Annotated in this window: 16 protein-coding genes; 9 read left to right on the top strand and 7 right to left on the bottom strand. The window is 59.1% G+C overall.

What is annotated here, in order from left to right; all coding sequences use genetic code 11:
* Positions 1–81: 81 nt before the first annotated feature.
* The 4 genes from AC8GFP_RS05350 to AC8GFP_RS05365 are packed head-to-tail and all read right to left on the bottom strand — an operon-like array spanning position 82 to position 4,283.
* On the bottom strand, positions 82–717 hold the full coding sequence (locus AC8GFP_RS05350; protein ID WP_506611005.1) for an L-threonylcarbamoyladenylate synthase: 636 nt from the start codon (positions 715–717) through the stop codon (positions 82–84).
* A 7-nt stretch (positions 718–724) separates the two neighbouring features.
* The gene (locus AC8GFP_RS05355) at positions 725–1,576 is read right to left on the bottom strand and encodes a 3',5'-nucleoside bisphosphate phosphatase (protein ID WP_506611007.1); all 852 of its coding nucleotides are present in this window, start codon (positions 1,574–1,576) and stop codon (positions 725–727) included.
* A gap of 9 nt (positions 1,577–1,585) precedes the next feature.
* Complete coding sequence (gene recJ / locus AC8GFP_RS05360) at positions 1,586–3,295, bottom strand: single-stranded-DNA-specific exonuclease RecJ (RefSeq protein WP_506611009.1); 1,710 nt, start codon at positions 3,293–3,295, stop codon at positions 1,586–1,588.
* A 46-nt stretch (positions 3,296–3,341) separates the two neighbouring features.
* The gene (locus tag AC8GFP_RS05365; protein ID WP_506611011.1) at positions 3,342–4,283 is read right to left on the bottom strand and encodes a phosphoglycerate mutase; all 942 of its coding nucleotides are present in this window, start codon (positions 4,281–4,283) and stop codon (positions 3,342–3,344) included.
* A 35-nt stretch (positions 4,284–4,318) separates the two neighbouring features.
* On the opposite strand from AC8GFP_RS05365, the gene AC8GFP_RS05370 reads away from it, so the two are divergent.
* The 9 genes from AC8GFP_RS05370 to AC8GFP_RS05410 all read left to right on the top strand — a co-directional run bounded on the left by AC8GFP_RS05370 (position 4,319) and on the right by AC8GFP_RS05410 (position 13,659).
* Positions 4,319–5,584 carry a lipoprotein-releasing ABC transporter permease subunit gene (locus AC8GFP_RS05370; RefSeq protein WP_506611013.1) on the top strand — a complete coding sequence of 422 codons (1,266 nt, stop codon included), beginning with the start codon at positions 4,319–4,321 and terminating at the stop codon, positions 5,582–5,584.
* Positions 5,577–6,272 carry a lipoprotein-releasing ABC transporter ATP-binding protein LolD gene (gene lolD, locus AC8GFP_RS05375; protein WP_506611016.1) on the top strand — a complete coding sequence of 232 codons (696 nt, stop codon included), beginning with the start codon at positions 5,577–5,579 and terminating at the stop codon, positions 6,270–6,272. The genes AC8GFP_RS05370 and lolD overlap by 8 nt, the downstream gene beginning before the upstream one ends.
* A gap of 240 nt (positions 6,273–6,512) precedes the next feature.
* A complete protein-coding gene (locus AC8GFP_RS05380; protein ID WP_506611018.1) occupies positions 6,513–7,325 on the top strand; it encodes a TatD family hydrolase in 813 nt (270 codons plus the stop codon).
* Positions 7,326–7,502: 177 nt separating this feature from the next.
* Entirely contained in the window at positions 7,503–8,255 is a 753-nt protein-coding gene (locus AC8GFP_RS05385) for a class I SAM-dependent methyltransferase (RefSeq protein WP_506611020.1), read from the top strand.
* A gap of 150 nt (positions 8,256–8,405) precedes the next feature.
* Entirely contained in the window at positions 8,406–8,903 is a 498-nt protein-coding gene (locus tag AC8GFP_RS05390) for a tripartite tricarboxylate transporter TctB family protein (RefSeq protein ID WP_506611022.1), read from the top strand.
* Between the two features lie 10 nt (positions 8,904–8,913).
* Positions 8,914–10,425, top strand: a complete 1,512-nt coding sequence (locus tag AC8GFP_RS05395; protein WP_506611023.1) for a tripartite tricarboxylate transporter permease — start codon at positions 8,914–8,916, stop codon at positions 10,423–10,425.
* Between the two features lie 7 nt (positions 10,426–10,432).
* A complete protein-coding gene (locus AC8GFP_RS05400) occupies positions 10,433–11,707 on the top strand; it encodes a DUF3422 family protein (protein WP_506611025.1) in 1,275 nt (424 codons plus the stop codon).
* A gap of 22 nt (positions 11,708–11,729) precedes the next feature.
* Positions 11,730–12,524 (top strand): SDR family oxidoreductase, encoded by a 795-nt coding sequence (locus AC8GFP_RS05405; protein WP_506611027.1) that lies wholly within the window; start codon positions 11,730–11,732, stop codon positions 12,522–12,524.
* Between the two features lie 151 nt (positions 12,525–12,675).
* Positions 12,676–13,659 carry a quinone oxidoreductase family protein gene (locus AC8GFP_RS05410; RefSeq protein WP_506611028.1) on the top strand — a complete coding sequence of 328 codons (984 nt, stop codon included), beginning with the start codon at positions 12,676–12,678 and terminating at the stop codon, positions 13,657–13,659.
* Positions 13,660–13,707: 48 nt separating this feature from the next.
* On the opposite strand, the gene lspA is transcribed toward AC8GFP_RS05410, so the two are convergent.
* Genes lspA through AC8GFP_RS05425 form a run of 3 tightly spaced genes read right to left on the bottom strand, consistent with a single transcriptional unit; the run spans position 13,708 to position 18,078 of the window.
* Positions 13,708–14,220: a signal peptidase II gene (gene lspA, locus AC8GFP_RS05415; protein ID WP_506611030.1), complete on the bottom strand. Its 513-nt coding sequence runs from the start codon at positions 14,218–14,220 to the stop codon at positions 13,708–13,710.
* An 8-nt stretch (positions 14,221–14,228) separates the two neighbouring features.
* Positions 14,229–17,111 (bottom strand): isoleucine--tRNA ligase, encoded by a 2,883-nt coding sequence (gene ileS / locus AC8GFP_RS05420; protein WP_506611032.1) that lies wholly within the window; start codon positions 17,109–17,111, stop codon positions 14,229–14,231.
* Complete coding sequence (locus AC8GFP_RS05425) at positions 17,101–18,078, bottom strand: bifunctional riboflavin kinase/FAD synthetase (RefSeq protein WP_506611034.1); 978 nt, start codon at positions 18,076–18,078, stop codon at positions 17,101–17,103. Before AC8GFP_RS05425 ends, ileS begins: the two co-directional genes overlap by 11 nt.
* Between the last annotated feature and the right edge of the window lie 55 nt (positions 18,079–18,133).

Genomic DNA, 18,133 nt, shown 5'->3' on the forward strand with positions numbered 1-18,133 from the left:
CGGGGACTTTGGAAAGACTTTGTAAGCATTTTCCAGAGGTTGCCACTGTTTCTGTCCCCATTCAGGGGCTAAAAACGGGGTTTATAAGCCTAAAAGTGTTATATCGCCCGCGCCATGGCGCAGCAGGGCGGGGTCGCCGCCGGTGCCCATCGGGGTCAGGTCCACCACAGTGGTGGCTTTCATGCGGCAGGCCCCGGCATCCAACACCGCCGCAATCTGATGTTCAAACCGCTCGCGGATCTCTTGGGCATCGTTCAACGGCTCGGTTTCGTCCGGCGGGATCAGGCTGGTCGACAACAGCGGCGTGCCATGCAGAGCCAGCAGTTGCAGCAAGGCATGGTGCTCGGGCACCCGCAGGCCGATGGTTTTGCGCTGCGGATGCGACACCCGGCGCGGCACTTCCTTGGTGGCTTCCAAAATGAAGGTGTAGGCCCCCGGGGTGCAGGCTTTGAGCAAACGGTATTGGCGGTTGTCGACTTTGGCGTAGACGCTCAACTCGCTCAGGTCGCGGCACAGCAAGGTGAGGTGGTGCCGTTCGTCCACAGAACGGATGCGGCGCATCTTGTCCACGGCGGCTTTGTCATCCAAGTGGCAAACCAGGGCATAACTGGAGTCGGTGGGCACGGCCAACACCTGGCCTTGCGCCAACAGGGCCACCGCTTGCTTGAGGAGCCGCGCTTGTGGGTTGTCGGGGTGAACTTGCAGCCACTGGGCCATGCGCGGCTTATTGAATGCGGTCTTGCAGCAGTTCCCACACGGGGGTCAAGTCGCCGGGCAACCAGGGCAGGGCACCGAGGTCGGTGTGGCTTTCATCCGGGCTGTGGAAATCGCTGCCGCGCGAAGCGGCCAAGCCAAACTCACGCGCCATGCCTGCGTATTCCAAGGCTTCGGCTGCCGAGTGGCTGCCGGTGACCACCTCCACCGCTTGGCCGCCGTGCGCCTTGAACTCGGTGAACAGCGCAAATTCTTCATTGGGCGTGAAGTCGTAGCGGGCCGGGTGGGCGATGACCGCCATGCCGCCCGCGTCCCGAATCCAGGCGATGGCGTCTTTCAAATTGGCCCAACGGTGCGGCACAAAACCGGGCTTGCCTTCGGTGAGGAAACGGCGAAACACCTCGTAGGTGTCTTTGCACACACCGGTTTCAACCAAATAACGGGCAAAGTGGGTGCGGGAAATCAAATCGGGGTTGCCCGCGTAACTGAGGGCGCCTTCAAAGCTGCCGTGGATGCCGACCTTGGCCAAACCCGCAGCCATGTCTTGGGCCCGGGCATGGCGACCGCCGCGTGTGCTTTGCAAACCGTCCACCACCCGTGGGTCGTGGATGTCAAAACCCAAACCGACGATGTGCACGGTATGGCCAGCAAACGAGACGGAAATTTCGGTGCCACTCAGGTACTGCAGGCCCACCTCTTTGGCGGCGCTGGCGGCGCGTTGTTGGCCGCCGATTTCATCATGGTCGGTGAGCGACCACAGTTGCACGCCGTTGCTGTGGGCGCGCAGCGCCAGGGCTTCAGGCGTGAGCGTGCCGTCGGAGACGACAGAGTGGCAGTGCAGATCGGCGTTGAGGATGGACACGTTTTTATTCTAGGCCGCTTGCATGGTTTCGATCTGCAGTTGCAACTTTTCCCGGCCTTGCCAGGTGTTGATGTCCAGCCGATAGGCCAACAGGGCTTGCGCGGGCAAGGGCTCGGTGCGGCCAAACCAAATGCCGTCCACGTCTTGGCCGTGCAATTTCAGCTTCAAGGACAAATGCTTGTCACCCACGATGCGCTGCCCCAGCACCTGCACCTGGTCTTGAAACACCGGCGGCGCAAAGCCTTGGCCCCACACCTGGTTTTGCAATTCCAGCACCACATCGGGGCGCATGTAGCTGGCTTCCAACGAGCCGTCGGTTTCCAAAGATTGCGCCAGCGTGGCCGGTGACAACCATTGCTCGGCAATCTGTTGCAAGGCGATTTCAAACGTGGCCAAGTCGTCTTCGAGCAAGGTGCAGCCTGCAGCCATGGCATGACCGCCAAAGCGCAACAACAAACCTGGGTGTAACTTGACCACGGCGTCCAAAGCATCGCGCAAATGAAAGCCGGGAATGGAGCGGCCCGAGCCTTTGAGCACCGCTTGGCCCTCGGACTCGCTGGCCGCAAACACAAAGCAGGGGCGGTAATGCAGGTCTTTCAAACGCGCGGCAACGATGCCGACCACGCCTTCGTGAAATTCTTCATCGAACACACACAGCGCAGCAGGGGGTTCGTCGTCGGTGTCCATCAAGGACTCGGCGATCAGCAAGGCTTGCTCGCGCATCTCGCCTTCCAAACTGCGGCGCTCGCGGTTGATGGCGTCGAGTTGTTCGGCCAAGCGCAGCGCCACACCGGTGTCGTCGGTGCGCAAACATTCAATGCCCAAGGTCATGTCGGACAAACGACCGGCGGCGTTGATGCGCGGGCCGATGGCAAAGCCCATGTCTTGGCTGCTGGCGCGGGCCGCATCCCGCCCCGCCACTTTGAACAAGGCGGCCAATCCGGGCGGCAGTTGGCCGCGCTGCATGCGCTGCAAACCTTGCGCCACCAAGCGGCGGTTGTTGGCGTCCAGCTTCACCACATCGGCCACCGTGCCCAAGGCCACCAGCGGCAACAAACCATCCAGTTTGGGCTCGGTGTCTTTGCTGAACACACCGCGTGTGCGCAACGCGGCACGCAGCGCCAGCAACACATAAAACATCACGCCCACGCCAGCCATGCTTTTGCTCTCGAATGTGCAACCGGGTTGGTTCGGGTTCACCAAGGCATCAGCCTGCGGCAGTTCGGGTCCTGGCAAATGGTGGTCGGTCACCAAGACTTTCAGGCCCAGCGCTTGCGCGGCCGCCACACCTTCAACGCTGGCGATGCCGTTGTCCACCGTGATCAAGACTTGTGCGCCCGTGGCATGCACCCGCTTGGAAATGCTGGGGGTCAGGCCATAGCCATCGACCACGCGGTCAGGGACGATGAAGCCCACATGCTGCGCACCCAGCAAAGCCAAACCACGCAAGGCCACGGCGCAAGCGGTGGCACCGTCGCAGTCGTAATCGGCGACGACGCAGATGTGTTCTTGCTGCGCGATGGCGTCAGCCAACAACTGCGCGGCTTGGTCCATGCCTTTCATGCCACTGGGCGGCAACAAGTGTTTCAACTGGTTGTCGAGTTCTTGCGGGTCTTGCACACCGCGCCCGGCATACAAACGGGCCAGCAGTGGATGGACACCGGTTTGTTCCAAGGCCCAGACCGTGCGGGGTGGGGCGTCGCGGGGCAAGAGTTTCATGGCAAGGCCTTGGGAGATGTGAAGCTGCCCAGCAAGCAGGCGGGGTTCATGACAAGACCTCGTGCAAAGCGGCTTGGGGCCACAGGTTTTTCAACCCTTGAAGCAGACCAGGCGGCGGTGTTTGCAATTGCACGATGGCTTGCTCACCGCACAACAACAAGCGATGCCCGTTTTGCAGCGCAGGCAACATCACCTCATGGGCCAAGGCCTGCCACTGTGCGCCCCAAGCTGAGGGGTCTTGCGCTAAATACGCATCCCGCAATGCGGGGTGCAATGACACGGTGTGCAAACTGGCAGGCGGCGCTTCGCCCGTGCCACTCCACCAAAACGAGTTCAGGCTGATGGCGCGTTGCTCGTTCACCGCGTGGGTGTAGAGCAGCATTTGCATTTCGTTTTGCAATCGGCGCAGCAGGCGTTGCGTGTCGCTTTGTTGCGCCAAGTCGTCGGTGTTGAGCCATGCGGTCATGCTGCGCCCCATCACTTGGTCGAGGGACGCACTGGGCAGGTGTTTGAAGTGCACTGAATGCGCCAACCAACGGCCTGCTTGAAACGCGTGCAAGTGGATGCCGTCTTCCAAGAAGTAGGGCGACATGCTGTTCAACAAAGCCTGGTCTTCTGCAAGGCTGATGCTGCCCGGGTGGTGCAAATGCACCTGGCCTTGATCGACACGCCAATGCACCAAATTGATGAAAGCCCAGCCCTGCTCTGGCGGACACGACAAGCCCTGCTGCGCGGCGCTTTGTGCGGCCCAGCCCAACAAACCGGGCATCAATGGCCAGCCCATGGCTTGGGCTTGGGCCCATTCATGCGGTGCATCCAGGTGTTGGGCGTCGTGCGGTTGGCGTTGTTTTAAAGCTTGGCGCAAAGCAGGGTGGGTGGGCAAAGCGGCCTGCCATGCTTGGCGCTCGAGGCTGTGGGCTTGGGCCAAGTCGGGCGGCAACAACGCGTGTGAAACAACGGTGACAGGAGCGGCATGGCGAGCGGACATGGCTGCATTGTGCAAGATGCCACAATCCACACCCGATGAACACCTCTCGCCTTCCCTTCGAATTGCTGGTGGGCTGGCGCTACACCCGCGCTGGCCGTGCGGCTCGGCGCAACCGCTTTATTTCTTTCATTTCATCCGTGTCCATGGTGGGCATTGCACTGGGTGTGGCCGCGCTCATCATCGTCTTGAGTGTGATGAACGGCTTTCAAAAAGAAGTGCGCGACCGCATGTTGGGCGTGCTCTCGCACATCGAGGTGTTGGCCTACACCGGTGCGGCCATCGACAACCCCACGGGTGTGCAAAACACATTGGCACTGCAACCGCAAGTGCTGGCGAGTGCGCCGTTTGTTTTGTCGCAGGTGTTGCTCGCGCAAGGCGAAGACATGCGCGGTGCTTTGGTGCGCGGCATCGACCCGGCGCAAGAAGTTTTGGTGACCGATGCGGTGGCGCTGATGCCGCCCGATGTGCTGGCGCAGTTGCAACCGGGCACGTTCGGCGTGGTGCTGGGCAACGAATTGGCACGTGCTTTGGGCGTCAAAACCGGTGACAACATCACCTTGGTGGCCCCTGGTGGGCAAGTCACGCCTGCGGGTGTGGTGCCGCGCATGAAGCAACTCACCGTGGTGGGCTTGCTCGATTCGGGCCACTATGAATACGACGCGTCCTTGGCCTTGCTGCACATGGACGACGCGCAAAAGATTTTTCGCTTGGAAGGGCCCAACGGCATCCGCGTGAAATTGAAAGACGCGCAACAAGCACGCAGCGTGGCCGACGAGCTGACGCCGTTGTTGGGCGAAGACGTGGTGGTGCGCGACTGGACGCGAGCCAACCGCACCTGGTTTGCTGCCGTGCAAATTGAAAAACGCATGATGTTCATCATCCTCACGCTGATCGTGGCGGTGGCCGCGTTCAATTTGGTCAGCACCTTGGTGATGACGGTGACCGACAAGCAAGCCGACATCGCCATCCTGCGCACGCTGGGCGCGAGCCCGGGCAGCATCATGGGCATTTTTGTGGTGCAAGGGGCCTTGGTGGGCGTCATCGGCACCTTGTCGGGTTTGCTGCTCGGCCTCTTGGTGGCCTTCAACATTGGCAGCATCGTCCCCGCCATTGAAAGCGCCTTGGGCGCGAGCTTTTTACCCAAAGACATTTACCTGATCAGCCGCATGCCCAGCGACCCGCAGTGGGCCGACATCGGGCCGGTGGTGATCATCGCGCTGGTGCTGGCCCTGCTGGCCACGCTCTACCCGAGCTGGCGAGCCAGCCGCATCGACCCGGCGGAGGCGCTGCGCCATGAGTGAGGCTGTGTTGTGGGCGCAAGGCTTGAGCCGCCGTTTCCATGAAGGCGTGATCGACGTCACCGTGTTGCAAGACATCGACTTGCAGGTGCGCCCCGGCGAAACCTTGGCGGTGGTGGGCACCTCGGGCTCGGGCAAAAGCACCTTGTTGCATTTGCTGGGCGGCCTCGATACCCCGACCACCGGCAGCGTGCGCTTGCTGGGCCAAAACTTGGCCGGTTTGGATGCCAGCGCCTTGGGGCGTTTACGCAATCATCACCTGGGTTTTATTTACCAGTTTCATCATTTGCTTCCTGAATTCAGCGCTTTGGACAATGTCGCCATGCCTTTGTGGATTCGCCGCATGCCGCGCGAACAGGCGGCGGTGCAAGCGCAGGCGATGTTGACGGCAGTGGGTTTGGCCGACCGGGTGCATCACACGCCCAGCGAGCTGTCGGGCGGCGAGCGCCAACGCGTGGCGATTGCCCGCGCCTTGGTGACGCAACCGGCTTGTGTGCTGGCCGATGAGCCGACTGGCAACCTGGACCGCGCCACCGCAGACAGCGTGTTTGCGCTGATGCTGCAACTGGCCAGGCAACAGGGCACGGCCTTCATCGTCGTCACCCACGATGAGCGTTTGGCGGCGCAGTGCGATCGGCAACTGCGCTTGGTGGCTGGGAAATTGGGGAAATTGGGGTCAGATTCCAATTAATTCAATCAATGGCCCACAGGCCGTGCGGCTCTGATCCAGTTTCGAGGTAATCAGAGGATTGGTTGGCGGGGAATAGGTCTCAAAAGAGGCCTGTTTTGGGGGTGCTCCAAATACCCTTCTTTTGAGGGGGTGGTCATACTGGACAGGGCTTCCAGCCGTTTTTATGATACATAAATTCAAAATTTCACTGGTTTCCTGTATCACCAAACAATTGGAATCTGACCCCAATTACCATGCCCCATGACTTGGATCGACAGCCACTGCCACCTGGACGCCGCCGAATTCGCGCCTGACCGCGACGCGGTGCGCCAAGCCGCCCGCGCGGTGGGCGTGCACACTTGCGTCATCCCGGCGGTGCAGGCCGCGCACTTTGACGAGGTGCGGCAACTGGCGCACCAGCACGGCGACGTTTACGCGCTGGGCATCCACCCCCTTTTCACGCCGCAGGCCCGCGAGGCCGATTTGCAAACCTTGGACCAAGCCCTGAAACACCACCGCGCCGACCCGCGCTTGGTGGCGGTGGGTGAAATCGGCCTGGACGGTTTTGTGCCCGGCCTGGACATGGCGCGTCAACAGCTGTTTTACACAGCGCAGCTGCAGCTGGCCCAGCAACACGACCTGCCGGTGATCTTGCACGTGCGGCGCAGCGCCGATTTGCTGTTGAAGGGGCTTCGGCAAACGCCGGTGAAAGGCGGCATTGCCCACGCCTTCAACGGCAGCGTGCAGCAGGCCGAGCAGTTCATCGCCATGGGTTTCAAGCTCGGTTTTGGCGGTGCGCTCACTTTCGAGCGGGCCTTGCAGTTGCGCCTGCTGGCCACGCAGTTGCCCTTGGACGCGCTGGTGTTGGAAACGGATGCCCCAGACATACCACCGCATTGGCTGTATGTGACCGCCGAGGCGCGGGCGCAAGGCGTGCCGCAGGGCCGCAACTCGCCAGACCAAATTCCTCGGATTGCGCAGGTGCTGGCGGATTTGCGCGGCGTGTCGCTTGAGTCCGTTCGTTTGGCGACTCATGCCAATGTTTGTTCGGTGTTGGCGATCGAAACGGTCTGAATTCATGGAAGCGTGCCTTCCCTGTGTTTCAAGAAGTCACGCTTGAGCCACCCGCCACGGGGACGTATTTTTCTGGTCTTTCGCTCAAAAAATGGTCCCCATGCCGTGCGGCTTTGAAGTGAATTAATTGGAATCTGACCCCAATTAGCGCCAATGAGCGACCAGCGACAATCCCGCATGGCCACCAAGCAGACCCATCCGCAAGTCAACATGTCCGAGCACGGCAAGGTGCGCTACCTGCACCTGGGCAGCGAGTGGGTGCAGGGCTCAATGGACATCGGCAAGCCCAACGGCATCGAGCTGGAATATGTGCAACGCATGCAAGCCTGGCTGCTCTTCGTGCCGTCCCAAGAAGTGCCCGATTTGCACGCCATGCAGCTGGGCCTGGGCGCTGCGGCCCTGACCAAAAACTGCCACAAGGTGCTGGGCATGCGCACCACCGCCATCGAACTCAACCCGCAGGTGGTGGCGGCCTGCCGCACTTGGTTCAAGCTGGGCCCAGACGACGAGCGCTTGTCGGTGGTGCTGGGCGACGCCGCCGAGGTGGCCGCGCACCCGCATTGGCATGGCCAAGTGGACGCCTTGCATGTCGATTTGTACGACCATAAAGCCGCCGCGCCGGTGCTGGACGACGCTGATTTCTACGCCAACTGTCGCCAGTTGCTGACCTCCAACGGCTGCATGCTGGTCAATTTGTTTGGCCGCGCCTCCAGCTACGAGCGCAGCCTGGGCCACATCAGCCAAGCCTTTGGCTTGGACGCGCTGTGGGCATTCAAGCCAACCAAAGAAGGCAACACCGTGGTGCTGGCGCAGCGCAGCCCCAGCCGTCCCGAGCGCGAGCTGCTGCAAGCCCGCGCCGAGCAGATCGAAACCCAGTGGGGCCTGCCCGCCACGCTGTGGTTGAAGGTGATCAAGCCGGTGCAAGCCTAACCCTCTTGCGCATCAGCCACCCGCAACAACCAGGTGCTCAAGCCGGTGCAAGCCTGAAGCCAAGCCCGTGCGCCATCCGTTCAGGCCAGCTCAGCAAGCTTGTTTTGGCTTAGGTCACAATCGTCGAAGTTTTGTTTTGGGAGAACCGCCGTGTCGATCAAGAGTCAAAAGGACTTTGTCTCCGGTTTGATGTTCACTGCCATTGGCGCCGGTTTTGCCTGGAATTCAGCCTTGTCCTATGACATCGGCTCGGCCAGCCAAATGGGGCCGGGTTATTTCCCCTTGGTACTGGGTCTGGTGTTGGTGCTGCTGGGCGGCTTCATCATGTTTTTCTCGCTGGTGGTGGAAACGCCCGATGGCGGCGTGATCGGCGACATCGCATGGCGGCCGCTGGTGTGTATCTTGGGCGCCAATTTGCTGTTTGGCGCCTTGCTGGGTGGCCTGCCCAGCATCGGATTTCCTTCGTTTGGCTTGGTGGTGGCTATTTTTGCGCTGACCGGCGTGGCCTTGCTGGCAGACGCCACCAGTTTCAACCTGCGCCGCATGCTGGTGCTCTCCAGCATCTTGGCTGGCGGCAGCTATCTCGTGTTCATTTCTTTGCTGAATTTGCAGTTGCCAGTCTGGCCTGCTTTTATCAGCGGTCATTGATCGGAAACTCATGGACTTGCTTGCCAATCTCGCCACCGGGTTTGCCGTTGCCGGTACGCCCATCAACCTGATGTATGCATTCATTGGTTGTTTGCTGGGCACGCTGATTGGCGTGTTGCCGGGCATCGGCCCGGTGGCCACCATCGCCATGCTGCTGCCTGCCACTTACGCCTTGCCCCCTGAATCTGCGCTCATCATGCTCGCTGGTATTTATTACGGGGCGCAATATGGCGGCTCTACCACCGCCATCTTGGTGAATCTACCCGGTGAATCCTCCTCGGTGGTGACCACCTTGGACGGCTACCAAATGGCGCGACAAGGCCGGGCTGGTCCCGCGCTGGCGGCTGCGGGCTTGGGCTCCTTGTTTGCCGGGTGTGTTGGCACCTTGTTGTTGGCTGGTTTTGCCGCACCCTTGTCTGAAATGGCCTTTGCCTTTGGCCCGGCCGAATACTGTGCCCTGATGGTGGTGGGCCTGATTGGCGCTGTGGTGCTGGCCTCGGGTTCTTTGCTCAAAGCGATTGCCATGATCATCTTGGGATTGCTGTTGGGTCTGGTCGGCACTGATGTGAACTCGGGCATGACGCGCTTCAACATGGACATCCCCGAGTTGACGGATGGCATCGGATTTGTGGCGGTGGCCATGGGCTTGTTTGGGTATGCCGAGATCATCAATAACTTGGCCAAGAACGCCACCGAGCGCGAGGTGTTCACCGCCAAACTGCAAGGCTTGATGCCCACCGCCGAGGATTTTCGCCTGATGATGCCAGCGGTCTTGCGTGGCACCGCCTTGGGCGCCGTGCTGGGCGTGTTGCCCGGCGGTGGTGCGGTGTTGGCTTCTTTTGCCGCCTACACCATCGAGAAAAAAATCAAGCTCAAAGCGGGTGAAGTGCCGCTGGGGCAGGGCAATATCCGAGGCGTGGCCGGGCCTGAATCGGCCAACAACGCCGGTGCGCAAACCTCCTTCATTCCCTTGCTCACCTTGGGCATCCCGCCCAACGCCGTGATGGCCTTGATGGTGGGGGCCATGACCATCCACAACATCCAGCCCGGCCCCCAGGTGATGACGGTCAACCCCGAGTTGTTTTGGGGGCTGATCGTGTCGATGTGGATTGGCAACCTGATGCTGATTGTCTTGAACCTGCCCATGATCAGCTTGTGGGTCAAGCTGCTGACCGTGCCCTACCACTACATGTTCCCAGCCATTGTGTTGTTCTGCGCGATTGGCGTCTACACCACCAACAATTCCACCTTTGACATTGGCTTGGTGGCGGTGTTTGGCTTGGCCGGTTACTTGTTCAGCAAACTCGGTTGCGAACCGGCGCCCTTGTTGCTCGGTTTTATTTTGGGTCCGATGTTGGAAGAGTATTTGAAGCGGGCCTTGAAACTGGCACGCGGTGATTGGTCGGTGTTCGTCACGCGCCCCTTGTCGGCAGCCCTCTTGGCCATCGGCGTTTTGTTGTTGTTGATGGTGTTGTTGCCCGCCATCAAATCCAAACGCAAAGAAGCATTCGTAGAAGATTGAGGGATTCATGAAAGATCACACCCTGCGCTTGGCCTTGCACAACGAGGTGCATGCGCGACCCCCCGAACCGATGACAGCGCCCTTGGCCATCAGCCATGTGGTGATGCTGACCGATGCCCAATCGCGAGAAGACAGCCGCGCCCATTTGATTCAATTGCTGCGCGACAACCACCTGCCGGTGCCCGATGACCGTGCCAACCATTTGCGGGTGGACGGTGGCAGTTGGCGCTTGCGCTGGGAGTTGCACACCGAGTTCGTCACCTGGACCTTCATGGTTGACGCGCCCGAAGGCTTGCCTAAAACGGATGCCTATGGCTTGGCTTTGAGCAAGATGCCTCAAAAGTGGTTGAAAGCATTGCCGGGCGAATGCTTGTCTCGCATCAATTTGTGGGCCAAACGCACCGACAACTTGCAAGACCGGGATGAGCTGCACCAACAGTTTCGTGAAGACAGCATGGTGGCCTGTCAATTGGTGGATGGCGAAGCCACCTTGCACACCGATCTTCAAATTGGCCCGGATGCTTGCTCGCGCATGTTGCTGCGGGTAGGTCAACTGTCGCCGCGCCGCTTGGGCCGTTTGGTGCAGCGTTTGCTCGAGATTGAAACCTACCGCATGATGGCCTTGCTGGGCTTGCCAATTGCACGTGCCGCCGCTGCCGATTTGGCCCTGGCCGAGCACGAGTTGGCCGATCTGGCCTTGGCGATTCGCAGTGCACAACATGATGAAGAGGCGGCTTTGCTGGACCGGCTCACGCGCTTGGCAGGTCAGGTTGAAAGTGCCTATGCCTCGCAGCATTCGCGTTTTTCAGCCAGCCGCGCTTACTTTGAATTGGTCGATCGGCGCATCCAAGACATTCGCGAAACCCGTATTCCTGGTTTTCAGTCCATCGGTGAATTCATGGACCGTCGCTTGACACCAGCAAGAAGCACCTGTGATTGGGTGTCTCGTCGTCAAACCGCCTTGTCGCAACGCGTCTCACGCATGAGCAGCTTGTTGCGCACCCGTGTGGATTTCCAACAAGAGCAAAGCAGTCAAGCGCTGCTGACCGCGATGAACCGCCGCCAAGGCATGCAACTCAAGTTGCAGTCCACCGTGGAAGGCTTGTCGGTGGCGGCCATCACCTACTACATCACTGGTTTGATTCACTACATCACCGAGGGTCTGCAAGCCAGGGGGTGGATCCAAGATCCCACCTTGGCGACGGCCATGGCTGTGCCGGTCGTGGCTGGATTGGTATGGTGGTTCACACGTCGCTTGCACAACAAAGTACTGAAGATTTGACAGCACTCAACAGGAGATTTCAATGGACTTAGGCATACAGGGCAAGTGGGCCTTGGTGGGTGGTGCCAGCAAAGGCTTGGGCCTGGGTTGTGCCAAAGCCTTGGCACAAGCCGGTGTGAATCTGGTGATGGTGTCGCGCGGTGACGAAGCTTTGCAAGCCTCGGCCAAGTTGTTGCGTGAACACGGCGTCACGGTGCTCACCGTCGCGCAAGACATCACCACCACCGCTGGTCGTGAGGCGATTTTTTCGGTGCCTGGTGGCCCAGGCCAAGACTTCGACATCGTCATCACGAATGCGGGTGGCCCGCCCACCGGTGACTTTCGCGAATGGGGCCGGGATGAATGGATCAAGGCGATTGACGCCAACATGCTCACGCCCATCGAACTCATCAAGGCCACGGTGGACGGCATGGCCGCGCGTGGCTTTGGCCGCATCGTCAACATCACCTCCAGCGCCGTGAAAGCACCCATCGATATTTTGGGTTTGTCCAACGGGGCCCGCAGTGGCCTTACCGGTTTTGTGGCGGGTGCGGCCCGCAACAGCAACATCGCCTCACGTAACGTCACCATCAACAACCTGTTGCCCGGGGCGTTTGAAACCGACCGATTGCGCGTCACCTTTGAAGGCCTGGCCAAAAAAACCGGACAGGCCATGGACACATTGATTGAAGCGCGTAAAAAAGTCGCACCGGCCTTGCGCTTTGGCCACCCGGATGAATTTGGCCACACCTGCGCGTTTTTGTGCAGCCAACATGCGGGCTTCATCACCGGACAAAATATTTTGATCGACGGCGGGGCCTATCCCGGCTCGTTTTAAAAAACAGGTTTTCAGAAGTCAAACACATGAAGCCGTTGGATTGGCCGCCGCACCACGCGGTGGCGCATTTGCTGCCCCCTGTCACCAAGGCGATGCGCACAGCACGTTGGCTGTTCGATTGTTTTAAGATGAAATCTCACAGGAGAAACACATGAGCAAAGCCATTCATTTCAACAAACCCGGTGGCCCCGACGAGCTGCATTTGGTGGACGTGAGCGTGGGCGACCCCGGTCCCGGTGAAATTCGCATTCGCCACAAAGCCGTGGGTTTGAATTTCATCGACGTCTACCACCGCACCGGTTTGTACCCGCTGCCCATGCCGCATGGTTTGGGCATGGAAGCCTCGGGCGTGGTGGAAGCTGTGGGTGAGGGCGTCACGCATTTGAAAGCCGGTGACCGCGCCGCCTATGCCAGCGCACCTCCCGGAAGTTATTGCGAAGCGCGTGTCATGCCCGCTAAAAACGTCTGCAAATTGCCCGACGCCATCGACTTCGACACAGGCGCGGCCATGATGCTCAAGGGCCTCACGGTGCAGTATTTGCTCAAGCGCACCTTGCCGCAAGGCGGCTTGCACGCTGGCGACCACATCTTGTTCCATGCGGCAGCGGGTGGTGTGGGCCTGATCGCTTGCCAGTGGGCGAAGGCATTGGGCTTGCAACTGATTGGCACCGCAGGCTCGGACGAGAAATGCGCCTTGGCCAAAGCCCACGGCGCGGCCCACGTCATCAACTACGGCAAAGAAGATTTCGAAGCCCGCGTGAAAGAAATCACCGGTGGCAAAGGCGTGAAAGTCGTTTACGACTCGGTGGGCAAAGACACTTGGGACAAATCGCTCAATTGCATTTCACCCTTTGGTTTGATGGCGAGTTTTGGCAATGCCTCGGGCCCGGTCGATCCGTTCTCGCCGGGCATCCTGGGCCCCAAAGGCTCTATTTACGTGACGCGCCAAACCTTGTTCACCCACATCGCTTTGCGCGAAGTGAACCAACTCATGGCCGATGATTTGTTCGAGGTGGTCACCAGCGGCAAGGTGAAAATCCGCATCGACCAACGCTACCCCCTGGCCGAGGTGGCACAAGCCCACCGCGATTTGGAAGCGCGTAAAACCACCGGTTGCACCATCCTCACGGTTTGAAATGGGTGGTTTGAAGCGAAACCCTGCTGAGAAATCAGCAGGGTTTTTTCATGCACTTCGTTTGACGCGACGCAACTCATCCACGATCAAACACACCGTCCCCACGCTGATGGCGCTGTCAGCGATGTTGAAGGCCGGGAAATGGCCTTGATAAAACAAAGGGGCCAACCAGTCCCAATGAAAATCGAGGAAGTCGATCACGTGGCCATGGACCACCCGGTCAATCACGTTGCCGATGGCGCCACCCAGGACCAAAGAAAGCGCAAAGCAAAACAAGGTTTGATCGGCATGTCTTCGCAGTAAATAAAGGATGAAGCCAGCAGCAAAAATGCCAATGCCGGTGAAGAACCAACGCTGCCATCCAGAGGCCGAAGCCAAAAAAGAAAAGGCTGCACCGCTGTTGTGCACCCGCACCAGATTGAAAAAAGAAGTCATGGTTTGACTGTCACCGTGCTGGAAGTAACCCACGATCAGCACCTTGGTGAATTGATCGGCCAGCAAAATCACCAAGGCAATGCCCAGCCATATCTTCAAGGAGGCAGGATGGTTTGAATGAGCCATGAAGATTCTCAAGCGAAGTGGCGCGTTTCACCAGCGCCAAACAAATTGCTGTGGCAACGACCGCACAGTGTGGGATGGGCAGCATCTGTACCCACATCTTCGCTGTAATGCCAGCAGCGATCGCACTTGCTGGCGCTGCTGGCCTTCACATCAATCTTCAAAGGCCCTTTGAGAAGCTGCACTTTGGAAGTGATGAAGACAAACTTCAGGTCCTCGCCCAAAGAAGCCAAGGCCGCATAGGCATCGCCTTCGCATTGCACCAGCAACTCGGCTTGCAAAGAAGCGCCCACCTCACCTGCTGTACGCTTGGTTTCAATCTCTTTGTTGGCCATATCACGCACAGATTGAATGGCCTGCCATTTCTGCATCAGTGCGGCAGGGCTGTGGCCCAACTCGGTGAAGGTTTCCAAAAAGATGGATTCCGTCGTACCAAAGGTGCGCCAAGCTTCTTCAGCGGTGAAGCTCAAGAAGGGGGCCATCCAACGCAGCATGGCGTGGGTGATTTGGTGCAACGCGGTTTGTGCGCTGCGGCGGGCCAATGATTTGGGCGCGGTGGTGTAGAGACGGTCTTTCAACACGTCCAGGTAAAACGCACCCAGGTCTTCCGAGCAATACAGCTGCAATTTGGACACTACTGGGTGGAATTCATAGCGGCCAAAATGGCCGCCTTCAAACACGCCTGCTGCGTTGCGGGTGCCCAAGATGTCGGCTTGCAGTTGGGCGGCACGTGACAAGGCGTACTGGTCGATTTCCAGCAAGTCCTCGAAGGCCACGCTGTCAGTGGCAGGGTTGAAGTCGCTCACATTGGCCAGCAAGAAACGCAAGGTGTTGCGAATGCGGCGGTAGGCATCCACCACCCGCGCCAAGATTTTGTCGTCGATGTTCAGGTCGCCCGAGTAATCGGTGGAGGCGACCCACAAGCGCACAATTTCCGCGCCCAGTTTGTTGCTCACCTCTTGCGGCGCCACGGTGTTGCCCAAGCTCTTGCTCATCTTGCGGCCTTGGCCGTCGGTGGCAAAGCCGTGGGTCAGCAAACCTTTGTAGGGTGCGCGGTCGTACAAGGCGCAGCCCAACAACAAAGAACTGTGGAACCAGCCTCGGTGTTGGTCATGGCCTTCCAAATACAAATCGGCTTCCGGGCCTTGGCTGTGATGCGGTGCACGGTCGTAAGCGTCTTGGTGGCTGCCGCGCAGCACGTGCTCGAAGGTGGAGCCTGAGTCGAACCAGACTTCCAAAATATCCGTGCTCTTGCTGTAGTTGGCGGCATCGTCACCTGCTTGGTTCAAGATCTCTTCAGTGGTGACGCGGCTCCATGCCTCGATGCCACCTTGCGCCACGATGTCCGCAGCTTGGTCCAAGATGGCCATGGTGCGCGGGTGCAATTCGCCGCTGTCTTTGTGCATGAAGAACGGCACTGGCACACCCCAAGAGCGTTGGCGCGAAATGCACCAGTCGGGACGGTTGGCAATCATGTCTCGCAAACGGGCTTTGCCGTTCTCGGGGTAGAACTGGGTGTGGTCAATCGCGTTCAAGGCCAGTTGTCGCAAGGTCTGCGGTGCTTTGTCTTTGGTGAACACGCCCGTGCCTTCGTCCATGCGGATGAACCACTGGGCTGCCGCGCGGTAGATGACCGGTGTTTTGTGACGCCAGCAATGCGGGTAGCTGTGCGTGATGGTTTGTGTGGCCATCAAACGGCCTGCGTTTTTCAGCGTTTCCAAAATGAGGGGAACCGCTTTCCAAATGTGTTGGCCGCCAAACAGCGGGAAGTCGGCGGCATACGTGCCATGGCCTTGCACCGGGTTCAAGATGTCGGTGTACTTCATGCCATGCGCCATGCAGGAGTTGAAGTCATCCACACCATAAGCGGGGGCGCTGTGCACGATGCCCGTGCCGTCTGTTTCACCCACATAGTCGGCGATGTAAACAGGCGCGGTGCGTTGATAGCCCGTATCCACATGCGACAGCGGATGGTGAAATTCAATGAAACCAAGTTTGTCGCCGGTGGCGGTGGCCAGCACCTGGCCTTCGAGTTGCCAACGCTCTAAACATTTCTCCACCAAGGAGGCAGCGCACAGGTACAAACCTTGTGCAGTGTCGACCAAGGCATAGGTGATATCGCCTTTGACGTTCAGCGCTTGGTTGGCGGGGATGGTCCACGCGGTGGTGGTCCAAATCACGGCGAAGGCGTCTTTGCCAAGTGTTGGCAAACCAAAAGCAGCGGCCAACTTTTCAGGCTGGGCACAATGAAACGCCACATCCAAGGTCTCGCTTTGTTTGTCGGCGTATTCAATTTCAAACTCGGCCAAAGATGAACCGCAATCGAAACACCAGTACACCGGCTTCAAACCACGGTAAACAAAGCCACGTTCGATGACGCGTTTGAAAGCGCGGATTTGACCGGCTTCGTTGGCCGGGTCCATGGTGCGGTAAGGGCGCTCCCAGTCGCCCAAAACCCCTAAGCGTTTGAAGTCTTCGCGTTGTTGCGCAATTTGCTCGGTGGCAAAGGCACGGCTTTTGGCCTGCATGTCGTCGCGGCTGAGTTTGCGGCCATGCAGTTTTTCAATCGCGTTTTCAATCGGTAAGCCGTGGCAGTCCCAGCCCGGAATGTATTGCGCATCAAACCCCGCCAATTGCTTGGACTTGACGATCATGTCTTTCAACACTTTGTTCAAGGCATGGCCAATGTGCAACTGGCCATTGGCGTAGGGCGGACCATCGTGCAGCACAAACAGTGGTGCACCACGCCGGGCCACGCGCAGTTTTTTGTACAGGCCTTGGCTGTTCCAATCTTGCGCCCACTGGGGTTCATGCTTGGGCAAGTCGCCGCGCATTGGGAACGGCGTGTCCATCATGTTGATGCGGTTATCGGGGTTGTTGGTTTTATCGGTCATTTTTTTCAAACCACTGACGTGCGTCAATGCAGTCTTGGGCGATGCCTTGCTGAAGTGCTTCAAGGCCGTTGTAAGTTAATTCGTCGTGCAATTTGTGGAGCAATTCCACCCGAATGAGTTTACCGTAGCCCCCATCCAGGCCCAGCTGAGCGGGCCAATCCAGGCAATGGGTTTCCAGCAGCACACGACCACCATTCACATCGCTGGGGTCGAGTGACGGGCGGATGCCCAAATTCGCCACGCCAGGCAGCGGTTGGGCTGTCAGGCCATGCACTTGCACCACAAAGATGCCGCTGGCGGCGGGTTTCCAATGGGCAAAGCGTAAATTCAGTGTGCGGCAATTGAGTTCACGACCCAATTTGCGGCCATGCACCACATGGCCCGAGATGGCGTAGGGGCGGCCCAGCAACTGCGCCACCTCTTGCATCTGGCCGCGTTGCAAGGCGTTGCGCACCGCCGAGCTGGAGACGCGCAAACCTTTCACTTCATAGCTGTTCATTCGAGCCACATCAAAGCCCAGTGACGCACCGGCGGCGTCCAGCATGGCGTAGTCGCCAGCACGTTTGGCACCGAAGCGGAAATCGTCGCCCACCAACACATACTTCACACCCAAGCCATTCACCAACACCTGTTGAATGAAGGCGTCGGGTTGTTGTGCGGCAAAAGCTTGGTTGAAGGGCAGCACCACGCATTGGTCGATACCGCAGTCTTGCAGTTCGTGCAGCTTGTCGCGCAGCGTGGCAATGCGGGCCGGGGCGAGGTCGGGTTGTTGGTGTTGCTGGGCAAAGAAGTCGCGCGGATGCGGCTCGAAGGTCATGACGCAACTGGGCACACCACGGTGACGGGCTTCATTCTTCAGCAAGGCCAGCATGGCCTGGTGGCCACGGTGCACCCCGTCAAAGTTGCCAATGGTCAACGCGCAAGACGCTGCCAGTTGCGGATGTTGAAAGCCTCGAAAAATACGCATGGACACAGAGGGGGTTATAGAGCTGTCATGGAAACAAGGTATATTGTCCAGCAAT

The organism is Limnohabitans simekii (SeqCode) (assembly GCF_965234735.1).
Lineage (GTDB): Bacteria > Pseudomonadota > Gammaproteobacteria > Burkholderiales > Burkholderiaceae_C > Limnohabitans > Limnohabitans simekii.

Excerpts from the sequence above, each read along its gene's own strand:
- AC8GFP_RS05370 (WP_506611013.1), top strand. The coding sequence starts at position 4,319 with ATGAACACCTCTCGCCTTCCCTTCGAATTGCTGGTGGGCTGGCGCTAC.
- lolD (WP_506611016.1), top strand. The coding sequence starts at position 5,577 with ATGAGTGAGGCTGTGTTGTGGGCGCAAGGCTTGAGCCGCCGTTTCCAT.
- AC8GFP_RS05380 (WP_506611018.1), top strand. The coding sequence starts at position 6,513 with ATGACTTGGATCGACAGCCACTGCCACCTGGACGCCGCCGAATTCGCG.
- AC8GFP_RS05405 (WP_506611027.1), top strand. The coding sequence starts at position 11,730 with ATGGACTTAGGCATACAGGGCAAGTGGGCCTTGGTGGGTGGTGCCAGC.
- lspA (WP_506611030.1), bottom strand. The coding sequence starts at position 14,220 with ATGGCTCATTCAAACCATCCTGCCTCCTTGAAGATATGGCTGGGCATT.
- AC8GFP_RS05395 (WP_506611023.1), top strand. The coding sequence starts at position 8,914 with ATGGACTTGCTTGCCAATCTCGCCACCGGGTTTGCCGTTGCCGGTACG.
- recJ (WP_506611009.1), bottom strand. The coding sequence starts at position 3,295 with ATGAAACTCTTGCCCCGCGACGCCCCACCCCGCACGGTCTGGGCCTTG.
- AC8GFP_RS05365 (WP_506611011.1), bottom strand. The coding sequence starts at position 4,283 with ATGTCCGCTCGCCATGCCGCTCCTGTCACCGTTGTTTCACACGCGTTG.
- AC8GFP_RS05350 (WP_506611005.1), bottom strand. The coding sequence starts at position 717 with ATGGCCCAGTGGCTGCAAGTTCACCCCGACAACCCACAAGCGCGGCTC.
- AC8GFP_RS05410 (WP_506611028.1), top strand. The coding sequence starts at position 12,676 with ATGAGCAAAGCCATTCATTTCAACAAACCCGGTGGCCCCGACGAGCTG.
- ileS (WP_506611032.1), bottom strand. The coding sequence starts at position 17,111 with ATGACCGATAAAACCAACAACCCCGATAACCGCATCAACATGATGGAC.
- AC8GFP_RS05425 (WP_506611034.1), bottom strand. The coding sequence starts at position 18,078 with ATGCGTATTTTTCGAGGCTTTCAACATCCGCAACTGGCAGCGTCTTGC.
- AC8GFP_RS05385 (WP_506611020.1), top strand. The coding sequence starts at position 7,503 with ATGGCCACCAAGCAGACCCATCCGCAAGTCAACATGTCCGAGCACGGC.
- AC8GFP_RS05400 (WP_506611025.1), top strand. The coding sequence starts at position 10,433 with ATGAAAGATCACACCCTGCGCTTGGCCTTGCACAACGAGGTGCATGCG.